Annotated in this window: 14 protein-coding genes; 10 read left to right on the top strand and 4 right to left on the bottom strand. The window is 71.1% G+C overall.

Annotated elements, in window-relative coordinates:
- Nucleotides 1–21: 21 nt before the first annotated feature.
- From J2W21_RS10405 to J2W21_RS10385, 5 genes are all read left to right on the top strand, one after another.
- The gene (locus tag J2W21_RS10405) at nucleotides 22–732 is read left to right on the top strand and encodes a hypothetical protein (RefSeq protein ID WP_307114444.1); all 711 of its coding nucleotides are present in this window, start codon (nucleotides 22–24) and stop codon (nucleotides 730–732) included.
- 22 nt (nucleotides 733–754) lie between these two features.
- Complete coding sequence (locus J2W21_RS10400) at nucleotides 755–1,738, top strand: CapA family protein (protein ID WP_307114443.1); 984 nt, start codon at nucleotides 755–757, stop codon at nucleotides 1,736–1,738.
- 129 nt (nucleotides 1,739–1,867) lie between these two features.
- Nucleotides 1,868–3,391: an aldehyde dehydrogenase gene (adh, locus tag J2W21_RS10395; protein WP_307114442.1), complete on the top strand. Its 1,524-nt coding sequence runs from the start codon at nucleotides 1,868–1,870 to the stop codon at nucleotides 3,389–3,391.
- 27 nt (nucleotides 3,392–3,418) lie between these two features.
- On the top strand, nucleotides 3,419–4,453 hold the full coding sequence (gene adhP / locus J2W21_RS10390; RefSeq protein WP_307114441.1) for an alcohol dehydrogenase AdhP: 1,035 nt from the start codon (nucleotides 3,419–3,421) through the stop codon (nucleotides 4,451–4,453).
- Nucleotides 4,453–4,857 (top strand): DUF779 domain-containing protein, encoded by a 405-nt coding sequence (locus J2W21_RS10385; protein ID WP_307114440.1) that lies wholly within the window; start codon nucleotides 4,453–4,455, stop codon nucleotides 4,855–4,857. The genes adhP and J2W21_RS10385 overlap by 1 nt, the downstream gene beginning before the upstream one ends.
- Before the next feature lie 71 nt (nucleotides 4,858–4,928).
- On the opposite strand, the gene J2W21_RS10380 is transcribed toward J2W21_RS10385, so the two are convergent.
- Nucleotides 4,929–5,729 carry a VanW family protein gene (locus tag J2W21_RS10380; RefSeq protein ID WP_307114439.1) on the bottom strand — a complete coding sequence of 267 codons (801 nt, stop codon included), beginning with the start codon at nucleotides 5,727–5,729 and terminating at the stop codon, nucleotides 4,929–4,931.
- Nucleotides 5,730–5,952: 223 nt separating this feature from the next.
- Here J2W21_RS10380 and J2W21_RS10375 point away from each other — a divergent pair, with 223 nt between their 5' ends.
- Nucleotides 5,953–6,975, top strand: a complete 1,023-nt coding sequence (locus J2W21_RS10375) for a glucose 1-dehydrogenase (protein ID WP_307114438.1) — start codon at nucleotides 5,953–5,955, stop codon at nucleotides 6,973–6,975.
- Nucleotide 6,976: 1 nt separating this feature from the next.
- Nucleotides 6,977–8,818 (top strand): glycoside hydrolase family 15 protein, encoded by a 1,842-nt coding sequence (locus J2W21_RS10370; protein ID WP_307114437.1) that lies wholly within the window; start codon nucleotides 6,977–6,979, stop codon nucleotides 8,816–8,818.
- A gap of 98 nt (nucleotides 8,819–8,916) precedes the next feature.
- On the opposite strand, the gene J2W21_RS10365 is transcribed toward J2W21_RS10370, so the two are convergent.
- The 3 genes from J2W21_RS10365 to J2W21_RS10355 all read right to left on the bottom strand — a co-directional run bounded on the left by J2W21_RS10365 (nucleotide 8,917) and on the right by J2W21_RS10355 (nucleotide 12,283).
- Nucleotides 8,917–10,281: an MFS transporter gene (locus J2W21_RS10365; protein ID WP_307114436.1), complete on the bottom strand. Its 1,365-nt coding sequence runs from the start codon at nucleotides 10,279–10,281 to the stop codon at nucleotides 8,917–8,919.
- A gap of 56 nt (nucleotides 10,282–10,337) precedes the next feature.
- Nucleotides 10,338–11,312, bottom strand: coding sequence for a LacI family DNA-binding transcriptional regulator (locus J2W21_RS10360; protein WP_307114435.1), 975 nt, complete (start codon nucleotides 11,310–11,312; stop codon nucleotides 10,338–10,340).
- 122 nt (nucleotides 11,313–11,434) lie between these two features.
- A complete protein-coding gene (locus J2W21_RS10355; RefSeq protein ID WP_307114434.1) occupies nucleotides 11,435–12,283 on the bottom strand; it encodes an IclR family transcriptional regulator in 849 nt (282 codons plus the stop codon).
- A 228-nt stretch (nucleotides 12,284–12,511) separates the two neighbouring features.
- Here J2W21_RS10355 and J2W21_RS10350 point away from each other — a divergent pair, with 228 nt between their 5' ends.
- From J2W21_RS10350 to J2W21_RS10340, 3 genes are read left to right on the top strand one after another with little or no spacing between them, the layout of a single operon-like run.
- On the top strand, nucleotides 12,512–13,840 hold the full coding sequence (locus tag J2W21_RS10350) for an MFS transporter (RefSeq protein WP_307114433.1): 1,329 nt from the start codon (nucleotides 12,512–12,514) through the stop codon (nucleotides 13,838–13,840).
- The gene (locus J2W21_RS10345; RefSeq protein ID WP_307114432.1) at nucleotides 13,837–15,108 is read left to right on the top strand and encodes a CaiB/BaiF CoA transferase family protein; all 1,272 of its coding nucleotides are present in this window, start codon (nucleotides 13,837–13,839) and stop codon (nucleotides 15,106–15,108) included. The genes J2W21_RS10350 and J2W21_RS10345 overlap by 4 nt, the downstream gene beginning before the upstream one ends.
- Nucleotides 15,105–15,872, top strand: coding sequence for an enoyl-CoA hydratase/isomerase family protein (locus J2W21_RS10340; RefSeq protein WP_307114431.1), 768 nt, complete (start codon nucleotides 15,105–15,107; stop codon nucleotides 15,870–15,872). The genes J2W21_RS10345 and J2W21_RS10340 overlap by 4 nt, the downstream gene beginning before the upstream one ends.
- The last annotated feature ends 30 nt before the right edge of the window (nucleotides 15,873–15,902 follow it).

The following is a 15,902-nucleotide window of genomic DNA, read 5'->3' as shown; positions in this document are numbered from 1 at the left end:
GCGCGGGCGCACACTGGTGGCATGGCGGAGAACGTGCCGGCTGACAGCTGGACCCATGCCCTCGATGACCTGGTCGCCCTGATCGACCACCCCATCCCGGCGCCGGCGCACTGGATTGAAAACGGCTCGCGGGAGGAGCTCGACGAGGCCCGAGCCGTCGCGGTGGCCTGGGGCTGGCTCATGCGGGCCAAGCGCACGGCACAGGCGGTGCTGGGACTCGACCGGCTCGGCTTCGGCGCCGAGGCCGCCCCGCTCGTGTGCTCCTTCGTGGAGCACGCCGCCAGGCTCGTGTGGGCGGGACGGCGCGAACGCTCCGAAGCCGTGGAGATCCTCGTGGGCGTCCACCTCGACGCCGGCCGCGGGCTGAGCGAGGAGGAGCTCGAGCTCCTCGGCGCGCTGCAGCACGACCACCTCGGCCAGGCGGTGGAGCCCGACGGCGGCTCCGACCTCCTGCGCCTCTTCACGCGGGCGCAGCGCGAATCCCATCCCGGCACGGCCAGCGCGTCCCCGTACCTCGAGGAGTCCGCGGACCGGCACGGCTGGCTCCTCCGCCTCCTGCCCAAGGAGCGGGAGCCCGCGCTCGACGCGCACATCACTGCGCTGCTCCTGCTGGCCTTCGAGGGCTACGTGCGCATCGCCGGCCTGGGCGCCCAGTTCGACCCCAGCATCGACGCGCTCGGGGCCCGCATGGAGCACCTCGTGGTGGGCGGCAGGGCGCCGGCAGCGGGGTAGAGGGCCTGGCAGGGGGCCGCACGTGCGGATCGCGTTCATGGGCGACGTGATGCTCGGCCGCCTCGTCGACGAGCGGCTGCGCACCGCGGCGCCCGCCTCGGTCTGGGGCGACACGCTGCCGGTCCTCGCGGGCGCCGACCTGCGCATCGCCAACCTCGAGTGCGTCCTCGCCCGGGGCGGCACGCCCTGGCCGGGGAAGGTCTTCCACTTCCGCTCCGCCCCGCAGAACGTCGCGTGCCTCACGGCGGCCGGCATCGACGCGGTCTCGCTCGCCAACAACCACACGCTCGACTACGGGCCCGAGGCGCTGCTCGAGTCGGTCGCGGCGCTGGACGCGGCGGGCATCCGCCATGCCGGGGCCGGCGCGGATGACGACGCCGCGTGGTCGCCGGCCGTCGTGCGCGCCGGAGGGCTCGACGTCGGCCTCGTCGCCTTCACCGACAACACCCCCGACTGGGCCGCCGCGCCGCGCTCCCCGGGGGTGGCGTACGCCCCCGTGGACGCCGCGCACCCGCTCGGGCGCCGCCTGCGCGAGGTGGTCCGGGCGACGCGCCCCGCGGTGGACGTCCTGATCGTCTCCGCGCACTGGGGCGGGAACTGGGGCGCCGAGGTGCCGGCCGAGCACCGGGCGCTGGCGCATGCCCTTGTCGAGGACGGCGCCGACCTCGTCTTCGGCCACTCGCCGCACATCGTCCGGGGCATCGAGGTCCACCGGGGGCGCCCCGTCATCTACGGCGCGGGCGACTTCATCGACGACTACGCCGTCGATCCCGTCGAGCGCAACGACCAGTCCTTCATCTTCATGCTCGACCTCGGCGGCAGCGCTCGCGACGGTGGGGCCGGCCCGAGGCTCCTGCTCTGGCCCACCCTCATCGTGGACCGCCGCGCCGTCCTTGCCGGCCGCGCCGCGCGGCCCATCGCGGCGCGGATGGAACGGCTCTGCGCCGCGCTGGGCACCCGAGCCGTGTGGGAGCCCGGGGAAGGGCGCCTCTTGGTCGAGCTGTGACCCCCGCCACACCGTTGCAACCAGCCCGCAACCCCTCCGCTCCTACGCTCTCAGTCAAGCCGGTCCGCCGGCAGCCCGGGCCGGCACCACCGGCCGCAGGCACGTCACCTGAGACAAGGGAGTTTCGCCATGACCGTCTACGCCTTCCCCGGCACCGAGGGATCCAAGGTCACCTTCAAGGACCGCTACGAGAACTTCATCGGCGGCGAATGGGTCGCCCCGGTGGGCGGGGCGTACTTCGAGAACATCACGCCCGTCACGGGCAAGGTGTTCTGCGAGGTCGCCCGCTCGCAGGCCGCGGACATCGACCTCGCCCTCGACGCCGCCCACAAGGCCGCCCCCGGCTGGGGCAAGACCTCCGTGGCCGAGCGCGCGCTCATCCTGCACCGCATCGCGGACCGCATCGAGGAGAACCTCGAGATGCTCGCCGTCGCCGAGACCTGGGACAACGGCAAGCCCGTCCGCGAGACCCTGGCAGCGGACCTGCCGCTGGCCGTCGACCACTTCCGCTACTACGCCGGCGCGATCCGGGCCCAGGAGGGCTCGCTCTCCCAGATCGACGAGAACACGACCGCGTACCACTTCCACGAGCCGCTCGGCGTGGTCGGGCAGATCATCCCGTGGAACTTCCCGCTGCTCATGGCCACGTGGAAGCTGGCCCCCGCCCTGGCGGCCGGCAACGCCGTCGTCCTCAAGCCGGCCGAGCAGACCCCGGCGAGCATCCTCGTCCTCGCCGAGCTGATCGGGGACCTCCTCCCGGCCGGCGTGCTCAACATCGTCAACGGCTTCGGGGTCGAGGCCGGCAAGCCCCTCGCCTCGAGCCCGCGCATCCGCAAGATCGCCTTCACCGGCGAGACCACCACGGGCCGGCTCATCATGCAGTACGCGTCCCAGAACCTCATCCCCGTCACCCTCGAGCTCGGCGGCAAGAGCCCGAACATCTTCTTCGACGACATCGCCGCCAAGGACGACGCCTTCTACGACAAGGCCCAGGAGGGCTTCACCCTCTTCGCCCTCAACCAGGGCGAGGTCTGCACCTGCCCGTCCCGCGCCCTTGTCCAGGAGGGCATCTACGAGCGGTTCCTGGGCGACGTCGTCGAGCGGACCAAGGCCATCAAGCAGGGCAACCCGCTGGACACCGAGACCATGATCGGCGCGCAGGCCTCCAACGACCAGCTCGAGAAGATCCTCTCCTACATCGAGATCGGCAAGGCCGAGGGCGCCAAGGTCCTCACCGGCGGCAAGCGGGCCGAGCTCCCCGGCGAGCTCGCGGGCGGCTACTACGTCGAGCCCACCGTGTTCGAGGGCAACAACAGGATGCGGATCTTCCAGGAGGAGATCTTCGGCCCCGTCGTCTCGGTCACCAAGTTCTCCGACTACGAGGAAGCCCTCGAGATCGCCAACGACACCCTCTACGGCCTCGGCGCCGGCGTCTGGTCCCGCGACGGCAACACCGCCTACCGGGCCGGCCGCGACATCCAGGCCGGCCGCGTCTGGGTGAACAACTACCACGCCTACCCCGCCCACGCCGCGTTCGGCGGGTACAAGTCCTCCGGCATCGGCCGTGAGACCCACCTCATGATGCTCGAGCACTACCAGCAGACCAAGAACCTCCTGGTCTCCTACGCCGAGTCCAAGCTCGGCTTCTTCTAAACCCCCGCCATGCAAAGGAGCATGACCATGACCACGACCACTCCCGAGACGTTCAGGGCCGCCGTCGTCCGCAGCTTCGGCGCCGAACTGACCGTCGACGACCTGCAGGTCCCCACGCCCGGCCCGGGCCAGGCGCTCGTGAAGCTCATCTCGAGCGGCGTCTGCCACACCGACCTCCACGCGGCCCAGGGCGACTGGCCCGTCAAGCCCAAGCTCCCGCTCGTCCCCGGCCACGAGGGCGTGGGCACCGTCGTCGCCGTCGGCGAGGGCGTCACCGACGTCGCCGAGGGCGACCTCGTCGGCAACGCGTGGCTGTGGAGCGCGTGCGGCACCTGCCAGTACTGCCGCACCGGCTGGGAGACCCTCTGCGAGGCCCAGCAGAACGGCGGCTACGGCGTGGACGGCTCGTTCGGGCAGTACATGCTCGTCGACACCAGGTTCGCCGCCCGGATCCCGGAGGGCTCCGACCCGTACGAGGTCGCACCGGTCCTGTGCGCCGGGGTCACCGTGTACAAGGGCCTCAAGCAGACCGAGGTCCGGCCCGGCGAGTGGGTCGTCATCTCCGGCATCGGCGGCCTGGGCCACATCGCGGTGCAGTACGCGGTGGCGATGGGCATGCGCGTCGCCGCCGTCGACGTCGCGGACGAGAAGCTGGCCCTCGCGAAGAAGCACGGCGCCGAGGTGACCGTCAACGCGTTCGCCGAGGACCCGGCGTCGGCCATCCAGGAGGCCACCGGCGGCGCCCACGGCGTCCTCGTCACCGCGGTCCACCCGGCAGCGTTCGGCCAGGCGATCGGCATGACGCGCCGCGGCGGGACCATCGTGTTCAACGGGCTGCCCCCGGGGGACTTCCCGGCCCCGATCTTCGACATCGTGCTCAAGGGGCTCACGATCCGCGGCTCGATCGTGGGCACGCGGCAGGACCTCGAGGAGGCGCTCGACTTCTACGCGCGCGGGCTCATCCACCCCACGTTCCACACGCGGGACCTGGAGGAGATCAACCAGGTCTTCGACGAGATGCACCACGCGAAGATCGACGGCCGCGTGGTCATCAAGTACTGATGGCCACCGAGCACGCGGCAGCGCTCGCGGCACGGCCGGTGCGGCCCGGAGAGGACTTCTCCCGGGTCGCGCTGACCGCGCCCGCACTGGCCCTCCTGGACATGCTCTGGGAGCGCCACGGGCCGCTCATGTTCCACCAGTCGGGCGGGTGCTGCGACGGGTCCGCGCCCATGTGCTACCCCGCCGGGGACTTCATCACGGGCGACGCGGATGTGCTCCTCGGCGTCTTCGACCTGCCCAGCCGTGGGGAACTGCCCTTCTGGATGTCCCGGGAGCAGTTCGGGTACTGGTCCCACACGCATCTCACCGTGGACGTGGTGGCGGGCCGGGGGAGCGGCTTCTCGCTCGAGGCCCCCGAGGGCAAGCGGTTCCTGATCCGCAGCGAGATCCTGGACAGCCCCTAGGCGTGTCCCCGCCGGTCAGCGGGCGTCCACCGGGGCGACGGAAGGGCGCCCGTCCAGGATCGGGAAGCGAATCAGCTCCTCCGGGTAGCGGACCAGCGCCGTGTTGGTGGACAAGTGCTGGCGCATGACCTCGAGCCCGGTGCGCTTGTCCCGCGCGGTCCGGTAGATGGAGTTGTGCCGGTAGACGCGTCCGTCCTCCCGAAAGAAGCAGGACTCCTCCTCGTGGAGGTGGTACTTGAGCGGGAGGGCGGATTCCGCGCGGAGCTCCCCGAGAGGTACTCAGGACCAGCCGAGACCCGCAGCTGGAACGTCTGCGAGGTCGGATTCCGGAATCGGTAATCCAAATAGTTGTACACAATGGACGTTCCCGTGCCGAAGGGAATCTGCCGGTTGAAGTCCGGGAAGAGGTCGAGCCCCGAGTGGTGGTGGTGCTCCACGATCGCCAGGGGCGTGTGCAGCACCATCCAATGGATCAGGTTGGTGAACTGGCACATCCCCCCGCCGATCCCGCTCGCCGCGCGGTCGTGGTCGATCGTGAGGCCCTCCTTGTAGCCGCGCCGGGCGGTCACCGGCCCGACCAGCTTCCAGAACGAGAACACCTCTCCGGGGCGGATCAGCACGCCGTCCACCTTCGGGGCCGCGATGGACAGGCTCACGGCCTTGTTCTCCTGCAGCTCCGGATTGACGTTGCCCAATCGCCTGCGGATCAGGGAATTGTGCCGGTAGACCACCGCCGGAAGGTTCGCCGCATCACGGGTCCTCGCCAGGCGCAGGGACGGCCGGAGGTCACTGACATTCCGCAGGAACCTGCCCTTGGCCACGGACATGCGGTACGTGATGGGGTGAATCTCGCCGAATAGCCTGCGCGCCATGGAACCCACCTCGTCAGCTGCCTCGATGATGGCCCCAGCATAGGAGCTCCTTGCACCGAATCCGGGCGGGGACACCGGCCGGGAATCCGCTGGGAGCCGCCTCGGCGCCCGCCCAGAATCCGTTTCGGGGTCCCCACCCGCGGGAAGGCTTCACAGGACAGCACAATGGACAGCGACCGCGTGGAAGGTGGACCCAGTGAGGGCTTTGGGCGTACGGCCGGGTGTGAAGGATTCCCTCGAACTGCTGCAGGTGGATGCGCCGGCAGAGTCGGAGGGCAGCGTGCTCGTGGAGGTCGTCGCCGTCGGCCTCTGCGGGACCGACAAGGAGATCGTCTCGGCCGAGTACGGGGAGGCGCCGGCCGGGAGCGACCACCTCATCCTGGGCCACGAGAATCTGGGCCGCGTCCTCTCGGCCCCCGAAGGCTCGGGCCTGGCGGAGGGTGACCTCGTGGTGGGCATCGTGCGCCGCCCCGACCCGGAGCCGTGCGCGGCGTGCGCCCAGGGCCAGTGGGACATGTGCCGCAACGGAAAGTACACCGAGCACGGCATCAAGGGCCTCCACGGGTTCGCCCGCGAGCAGTACCGCGCCGACCCGGACGCCCTCGTGAAGCTCGATCCCGCACTCGAGGGCGTGGGCGTCCTGCTCGAGCCGACCACCATCGTGGCCAAGGCGTGGCAGCACACCGAGGCGATCGGGCAGCGGGCGTTCTTCGAGCCGAAGGTCGCGGTCGTGACGGGGGCGGGCCCGGTCGGACTGCTCGCCGCGCTGCTCGGAGTCCAGCGCGGACTCGAGGTGCACGTCTTCGACCAGGTGCAGGACGGTCCGAAGCCGGACCTCGTGAAGGCGCTCGGGGCCACCTACCACACGGACACGCTGACCGACTCGGGGGTCCTCGCAGACGTCCTCATCGAGTGCACCGGCGTACCGTCGGTGGTCATGGAGACCATCACCCGGCACAGCCTCGACGCCGTCACCTGCCTCACCGGCGTCTCGTCCACGGGCAAGCGCCTCCCGGTCGATGTCGGGGCGGCGAACCGGGAGGCGGTGCTCGGCAACGACGTGGTCTTCGGCTCTGTCAACGCCAACCGCAGCCACTATGAGGCCGCCGCGGAGGCGCTGAAGAAGGCCGACGGCGACTGGCTGGCCCGGCTGATCACCCGCCGCGTGCCGCTGGACGACTTCGAGAAGGCCTTCGAGCGCCAGAAGGACGATGTCAAGGTCGTCCTTGACGTCCAGGGGGCCTGACATGGCGCGGATCGAGGACTACGCGCTCATCGGCGACCTGCACACGGCGGCGCTTGTGGGCATGGACGGATCCATCGACTGGCTGTGCCTGCCGCACTTCGACTCCCCGGCCTGCTTTGCCTCCCTGCTCGCCGACCCCGAGGCGGGGCGATGGGTCATCGCCCCGGACGGCGCCTCGAGGTGCACGCGCCGGCAGTACCGCGAGGGCACCCTCGTGCTCGAGACGGAGTGGGAGACCGAGGACGGCGCCGTCCGGGTCATCGACTTCATGCCGCCGCGCGACGGCGTGGCGGACGTGGTCCGGGTCGTCGAGGGCGTCCGCGGGACCGTCACGATGCAGACCGAGCTCGTCCTCAGGTTCGACTACGGGCACGTCGTCCCCTGGGTTCGCCGCACCGAGAGGGGCCTGCACGCCGTCGCCGGCCCGGACTCCGTGTATCTGGCCAGCACCGTCCCCCTCCACGGCGCGCACTTCCGCACGGTGGGGGAGTTCACCGTCTCGGCGGGGGAGAGGGCGTCCTTTGTCCTCACGTGGGGTCCGAGCCACGAGGCCCGCCCCCGGGCCGTGGACGCGGAGAAGGCCCTGCGGCGGACCATGGACTACTGGGAACAGTGGACGGCGCGGAGCCAGGCGACCGGAGCATACCGCGATGCGATCCAGCGCTCGCTGATCACCCTCAAGGCGCTGACCTACATGCCTACGGGCGGGATCGTCGCCGCCGCGACGACGTCCCTGCCGGAGCAGATCGGCGGTCCCCGGAACTGGGACTACCGCTACTGCTGGCTCCGCGACGCGACGTGGACGCTGCAGTCCCTCATGGCAGGCGGGTACACCGACGAGGCGGCGGCATGGCGGGACTGGCTGCTGCGGGCGGTGGCCGGTGACCCGGCCGACCTGCAGATCATGTACTCGCTCCACGGGGCCCGCCGCCTGCCGGAGGCCGAGCTCGACTGGCTGCCCGGCTTCGAGCGGTCCTCCCCCGTGCGCATCGGGAACGCTGCTGCGGGGCAGTTCCAGCTGGACGTGTGGGGCGAGGTCCTCGACGGCCTCGCGCTGACCCGCAACACCCTCTCCGATGACGGCGACGAGTCCTGGGACCTGCAGATCGCCATCATGGAGCATCTCGAGAAGATCTGGGACCAGCCGGACAACGGCCTGTGGGAGATGCGCGGGCCGCGCCGGCACTTCACCCACTCCAAGGTCATGGCGTGGGTGGCCGCCGACCGCATGGTCAAGGGCGTCGAGGAGAGCGGCCTTCCCGGCCCGGTGGACCGGTGGCGTGAGCTGCGGGACCGGATCCATGCCGACGTGCTCGAGCACGGTTTCGATGCGAAGCGCAACACGTTCGTCCAGTCCTATGGCAGCGACGAGCTCGACGCGAGCCTGCTCCTCATCCCGCGCGTCGGCTTCCTCCCGCACGACGACCCCCGCGTGATCGGGACCATCGAGGCCATCCAGCGCGACCTCACCCGGGACGGGTTCGTGCTGAGGTACAACCCCGAGAGCAGCGACGACGGCCTTCCCGGCCGCGAGGGCATCTTCGTCGCGTGCTCCTTCTGGCTCGTCGAGGCGCTCATCGGCGCCGGTCGCAACGACGAGGCCGAGAAGCTGTTCTGCCGCCTCCTCGAGCTGCGCAATGACGTGGGCCTGCTCAGCGAGGAATGGGACCCGGACGCGCGCCGCCAGCTCGGCAACACGCCCCAGGCGTTCAGCCACTTCGCGCTCATCACGACGGCGATGCAGCTCCACCATGGCGGCGCCCACGGCAGCGACGCGCCCGTCGGGGGACACCGGCGCCGCCGGGGCCATCAGAAGGGTGAGGCCGCGAACTCAGGGACATGACCCCTCAACACAGGGACATGACCCCTCAACGGTGTTCGCGTTGAGGGGTCATGTCCCTGATGGTGAGGAGTCGGATCCGCGTCCCCGTGGGCCAGATGCTACTTGCTGCCGCGCACCGGGTTGCCGAGCTCGTGGATCGGGGTGCGGAACGTCTCGCGGGCCCAGATGGCGCCGATGAGCGCGAGGATCGTGGAGCCGGCCACAATCCAGGCGGCCGGGCCCCAGTTGGCCGGGACCTTGCCGACGAGGGCGGTGCCGAGCAGCGGGGTGAAGCCCGCGCAGAGGATGCCGATCTGGAGGCCGACCGCCATGCCCGAGTAGCGGACGCGGACGTTGAACAGCTCGGCGAACCAGGCCGGGTAGATGGCGTTGGACATCGCGTAGGTGCCGGCCGTGATGAGGGTCGAGACCACGAAGACGAGCGGGATGTTCGCCGTGGAGATGGCCCAGAAGTACACGAAGATGAGCACGGCCGAGCCGCTGACGCCGGCGATGAAGATCGGCTTGCGGCCGAACTTGTCGGCGAACATCGCCGAGAGCGGCTGGGTGGCGATGGCCAGGACGTTGCCGACGATGCTGACCCACAGCATGGTCTGGGCGTTGATGCCCACGGACACGGCGTACGCCAGGCCGAAGGACTGCATGAACGTGTTGGTCACGGTCTCGAAGGACATGAGGGCGACCTGGATGAACTGCGCCGGGTGGGTCTTGAGCATGTCGAGGAAGGGCAGCTTCACGAGCTCGTGGTGCTGGGCCTTCTCCTCGAAGACCTCGGGCTCCTCAAGGGTGCGCCGGACGAGGAACGCGACGATGAGGACCACGATCGAGGACCAGAAGGGGATCCTCCAGCCCCAGGCGAGGCGGTCGGCGTTCGACATCGCGGCGACGGGGAGGAACACGAGCGAGGCCAGGACGATGCCGGTGGAGATGCCGCTCATCGAGAACGACGGGAAGAACGCACGGCGCCCCACCGGGGACTCCTCCATGGTCAGGGCCGAGGCCCCCGCCGTCTCGGCGCCGGCCGAGAGCCCCTGCAGCAGCCGCAGGGCCACGAGCAGGACGGGCGCGAGGTAGCCGACCGCGTGGAAGTCGGGGAGCGCGCCGATGAGGAAGGTCGAGGCGCCCATGAGCACCAGCGTGAGCACGAGCGTGTTCTTGCGCCCGATCCGGTCGCCGAGGTGCCCGAAGAAGATCGCGCCGAAGGGCCGGGCCACGTAGGCCACGCCGAAGGTGGCGAACGACGAGATCTGTGCGACCACCGGATCGCCGGCCGGGAAGAAGATCTTGGAGAAGACGAGGGACGCCGCGGTCGCGTACACGAAGAAGTCGTAGTACTCGAGGGCGCCGCCGAGGAAGGCGGCCAGGGCGGCCTTCTTGGCCCGCCGGACGCGGCGCGCCTGCTCCTGGGGAGTTGCGATGTCTGGATCGACGATGCCGGACGGCGTGTCGGAGTAGCTGCTCATGAGCTCGTCTTTCGTCACTGAGGGCGGAACGGAGAAAGGAGGAAGCGCGGGGCCGGTCAGGCGAGCGCCGGGGCGGGGCCAGTGCTGTCGCGGACCACGAGGTCCCCGGACAGGTGGACCGTGCTGGCAGGTCGGTCGGGGTCGCCGATCCGCTCGGTCAGCATGCGGAGGGCGACGGCGCCGCCCCGCTCGTACGGCGTGGTCACCGTGGTCAGGGTGGGACGGGAGGCGGAGGCGAGCCAGACGTCGTCGAACCCGACGACGCTGACGTCCTTGCCCACGCGGATCCCGCGGTCCGTGAGGCGGTTCATGCACCCGAAGGCCATGAGGTCGTTGTGGGCGATCACCGCGGTGACGGGCTCGGCGAGGACCAAGTCCGCGCCCCGCACCCCGGCGATGTAGGTCGGTTCGGCGTGGGTGAGCACGCGCAGGGTGACGCCGAGGTGGTCGGCGGCCTCCTCCGCGGCGGCCAGGCGCACCCGGGAGGTGTAGTTGTCCTCCCAGCTGGCGAGGTACGCGATGGCCCGGTGGCCGAGGGCCGCCAGGTGCTCGACCGCCTGGCGGGCTCCCTCCGGCGCGGAGAGGATCACCGAGGGCAGGCCCTCGACCACGTGGTTGATGAGCACCACGGGCGAGACCGCGTCGAGCGCGTGGATGCGCGCGGCGTCCAGCCTCGGGGCGAAGACGATCGCGCCGTCCACCCGCCCGATGATCCGCTCGAGCTCCTCGGCATCCGCCTCCGGGTCGTCGTCGCCGTCAACGATGATGAGCGAGAGCGACTGCCTGCGGCACGAGGACTGGACGGCGCGCACGAGCGGCGGGTAGTAGGGGTTGGAGATGTCCGGGATGTACAGGGCGACGGTCCCGGTCGACTCGGCCCGGACCGGGGCGGCGTTGTAGCCCAGGTGTGCGGCTACGGCCAGGACGCGCTCGCGGGTCTCGGTGTTGACCGAGTCGGGCCGCGTGAAGGACCGGGAGACGGTGGACTTGGAGACGCCGGCGGCGCTGGCGATGTCAGCGATCGTCGCCATCGGGACCTCCTCGTTCCGGTTCACTCCTGTGGCCGCCATCACAGCGACCACTCAAGATTGACACCGTTTCTGCAACGCGTCAAGCCGTTGCAGAAACTTGCTGGAACGGATGCAGCGGCGCCCTAGGCTCCCGCGGCGGGGAGCCGGCGCGCGGCCCGGCCGCCCGCTCCGGACGCTGGGGCGGCGGCCGGGCGAGGTTCCGGCGGCCGGTAGCCCATCGCCTCGCTCGCCTCGCGTGCGGCGCGCGCCACGGCGGGCCCCAGCCGGTCGACGTCGTCCGGTCCCACACGCTGGACCGGGAAGCCGACGCCCAGCACCGCCGCGAGTTCCCCGGTGTGGCCGTACACCGGGGCACTGATGGAGCCCACGTCGCTGTTGCGCTCGCCGAAGGCGGCGAAGAACCCCTGCAGGCGGGCGCGTTCCACCTGCTCGTCCAGCTGCTCCCAGCTGTCCGGGGTGTGGGCCGTGAACCTGGTCAGTTCGGCGTCCTGGATCGCGGACCGGGCGTCAGGATCGAACGCGAGGAAGATCTTCCCCGGCGCCCCCGCGTGGATGGGCATCACCTGGCCCACGTAGAACGGCCGCATGACCACGTGCCTGGTCTCGGCCACGGACACCACGGTGCGGTGCGCGCCGTCGCGCACGTAGAGGCAGGCTGTCTCCCCGGTGGTGTCGCGCAGGGCGTGGAGGATGGGCCGCACCGTGCGCACGATGTCGAGGCCGATGGTGCCGGGGGTGGCCCACCGCACGAGCTGGATCCCGATCCGGTACGTGTCGCCGTCCTTGTCGAGGAAGCCCTCGCGCACCATGTTCTGCACGAGGCGCTGGCACGTGCTCGCGGGCAGGCCCGTGCCCCGGATGATCTGCTGCAGCGTGGGCTCGGGCGCCTCCGCGGAGAAGCAGTCGAGGATCGCCGAGACCTTCGCGAGCACCAGCAGGGGTGCGCCGACGCTGCCCGATTCCTTCGCCATCACTCCGATGCCCTCCTCCGTGTGCCTGCCCTGCGCCCTCGTGGCCCAGCTCACATTCTCTCCGGAAAAAGCGTTGACATGCCGTTTGTTCAACCCGGAATATGGGTACGCAAATCACAATACGGGTTTCGCAGCTCGAAGACGAGCAGGGGAGCGCTTGCAGACGAGCCGGGAGATCGCCCCGAAGCCAGGGCCCACTGGACCCCGCATCATGCCAATGGAGGACTGATGAGTGTTCAAGCAGTAACCCGCGAACAGGCCGTACGCCGAGCCACCTATGCGAGCGTGGTGGGCACCACGATCGAGTGGTACGACTTCTTCCTCTACGGGACGGCGGCCGCCCTCGTCTTCCCGCACCTGTTCTTCCCGGGCGGGGACAACTTCGCCGGGGTCATCGCGGCCTTCGGGACCCAGTTCGTGGGCTTCGTGGCGCGCCCGGTCGGCGCGGCCATCTTCGGCCACTACGGCGACCGGATCGGACGCAAGACGACCCTCATGGTCACCCTGTTCCTCATGGCGTTCGGCACCGTGCTCATCGGCGTGCTCCCGACCTACCAGGCGATCGGCGTCTGGGCCCCGGTCCTCCTGACCGTCCTGCGCATCATCCAGGGCATCGGCGTGGGCGGCGAGTGGGGCGGCTCGGTGCTCATCGCCATGGAGTGGGGCCACAAGGAGCGCCGCGGCCTCTCGGCGAGCTGGCCGCAGATGGGCGTCCCGCTGGGCCTCGTGCTCTCGACCGGCCTGGTCCGCCTGACCTCCGGGGTCACCGGCGCGGACTTCTCCGCGTGGGGCTGGCGCGTGCCGTTCCTGCTGAGCATCATCCTCGTCGGCGTCGGCCTCTTCGTGCGGCTCCGCGTGGTGGAGAGCCCGGAGTTCGAGGAGGTCCGCAAGTCCGAGAAGGTCGTGCGCGTGCCGCTCCTCGAGGCGATCCGCCGCCAGCCCAAGGAGATCCTCCTCTCGGCGCTCGTGCGCACGTCCGAGCAGGCTCCGTTCTACCTGTTCATCACGTTCGTCATCACCTACGCGACGAAGCAGCTGAAGTTCAACAGCGATGCGATCCTCGTGGACACCCTCATCGCGGCGGCCCTCGGGCTGATCAGCATTCCCGTCTTCGGCATGCTCTCGGACCGGTTCGGCAGGAAGCTCATCTACGGCATCGGGGTGGTGCTCACGGCCCTCTACGCCTTCCCGTACTTCGGCCTCATGAACACGGGCAACGCCCTCTTCATCGGTATTGCGGTCGTGGTGAGCCTGATCTTCCACGACATCCAGTACGGGCCCCAGGCCGCGCTGATCGCGGAGAGCTTCGACGCGGACATCCGGTACACGGGCGCGGGCATGGGGTACCAGCTCGCGAGCGTGATCGCCGGCGGCCCCGCCCCGCTCATCGCCGCGGCCCTGCTGGCCGGAACGGGAAGCTCCACCGCGATCTCGATCTACATCATCATCTGCGCCGTGGTGAGCATGGCCGCGCTCCTGCTCCTCCCCAGCCGGCGCACGGCGGGCGCCCCGGCGCCGACTGCCCGCCGCTCGCACAAGTCGATGAGGCACGCGTGACGGTGCACGAGGCGCACCTCCGCGCGGGCGCGGCCCCGGACGCCGCGCCCGGCCCGGCGCCCGGGCTAGCTTCCGGGCCGGAGGGCCCGCTGCGCGACCTCGTGGTCCTGGACCTGAGCCGGATCCTCTCCGGCCCGTTCGCCACCATGACGCTTGCGGACCTCGGCGCGGACGTGATCAAGGTCGAGCAGCCCGGCCACGGTGACGACACGAGGCAGTGGGGCCCGCCGTTCCAGGGCGATGAAGCGGCCTACTACCTCTCCGTGAACCGCAACAAGCGCAGCCTGGCCGTGGACCTCAAGTCTGCGGAGGGGCTCGACGCAGTCCGCCGGCTCGCCCGCCGCGCGGACGTCGTGGTGGAGAACTTCCGCCCGGGGACCGCGGCCAGGCTCGGCCTGGGCTACGAGGAGCTCGCCGCCGAGAACCCCGGCCTCGTCTACGCCTCGATCAGCGGCTACGGCCAGACCGGGCCCGAGGCCTCCCGCGCCGGCTACGACGCGATCGCCCAGGCCCGCAGCGGCATCATGAGCGTCACGGGGGAGGCGGACGGGCCCCCCGTCCGGTTCGGGGTGAGCGGCTCCGACCTCATCGCGGGCACGTGGGCCGTGATCGGGATCCTCGCGGCCCTGCACGAGCGCGACCGCACCGGCCGCGGCCAGTGGGTGGACATCAGCCTGCTCGACGGCTCCGTCTCCTGGCTCACGTACGTGGCCAGCGGCTACTTCGCCAGCGGCGAGACCCCGAAACGGTACGGCTCGGCCCACCCGACCATCGCCCCCTACCAGGCCTTCCCCACACGGGACGGCTGGATCATGGTCGCGGTGGGCAACGACGGGCTCTGGCGCCGCTTCGCCGAGGCCGTGGGGCGGCCCGACCTCGCCGAGGACCCCCGCTTCCGCTCCAACCCGCTCCGCGTGGCCCACCGCAACGAGCTGATCCCCCTCCTCGAGGAGGTCCTGCAGACGCGGCCGACGCCGGACTGGCTCGCCGCGCTCGACGCCGCCGGCGTGCCGGTGGGCCCGATCCAGACCGTCGCCGAGGCGGTCCGGGACCCGCAGGTCCTCGCCCGCGGCATGGTCGCCGAGGTCGAGCACCCCACCGCGGGACGCCTCAGGACCCTCGGGTGCCCCGTCCGGCTCTCCCGCACCCCCGCCGCCGTGCGGACGCCCCCGCCGCTGCTCGGCCAGCACAGCGACGAGGTGCTCGCCGGCCTCGGCTACAGCCAGGACGACCTCGAGCGCCTGCACGCCACCGGGGCGCTCGGGTGACGGGCGTCGCGGTGCAGGCCGCGGACGTGACGGTCGACGACGACGGCTCGCTCGCCGTCGTCACGTTCGGCACCGGGCGGCGCCTCAACGCGCTGCGGACGGAGCACTGGGAGGCCCTCGCGCGGACCGCCGCCTCCCTCGCCGGCCGGAACGGGCTGCGTGCGGTGGTGCTGCGCGGCCGCGGGGGAGTGTTCTGCGCGGGCTCCGACCTGCGCGAGTGGGAGCATGCGCCGATGGCCGAAGTGGACCGCAGCTTCTGGCAGCTCGAGCAGGCGCTGCGGGCCATCGAGGACCTGCCGATGCCCACCGTCGCGGTCATCGAGGGCGTGGCCGCCGGCGGCGGGTGCCAGCTCGCGCTCGCGTGCGACCTGCAGATCACGGCCGCCACGGCGCAGGTGGGCATGCCCATCTCCCGGCTCGGGATCCTGCCCTCGGCGCCCTTCGCCGCCCGCATGGCACTGCGCATCGGGCCGTCGCGGACCAAGGACCTCCTGTACGGCGGCCGGATGCTCAGCGGGGAGGAGGCGCACCGGATCGGGCTCGTGAGCACGCTGGCCGCGGACGGCGAGGTCGAGGCGGAGCTCGGGCGGCTCCTCGCCCAGTGGGCAGCGCTCGCGCCGGCGTCCCTGCGCGCGGCGAAGGCCGCCGTGGACCGCGGACTGCAGCCGATCACCGGCCCGGCCCGGCGCGAGCCGCCCGGGCCCGCCGTCGACGCCGAGGACTTCCCGCCGCGGATCGCCGCCTTCTTCGACCGGCGGAGGTGACGGGCCCCGCCCGCCCAGCCGCCCGCCGTC

The sequence above is a fragment of the Sinomonas atrocyanea genome (assembly GCF_030811715.1).
Taxonomy (GTDB): Bacteria; Actinomycetota; Actinomycetes; order Actinomycetales; family Micrococcaceae; genus Sinomonas; species Sinomonas atrocyanea_A.
This window is presented reverse-complemented; position numbering and strand designations above follow the sequence as displayed.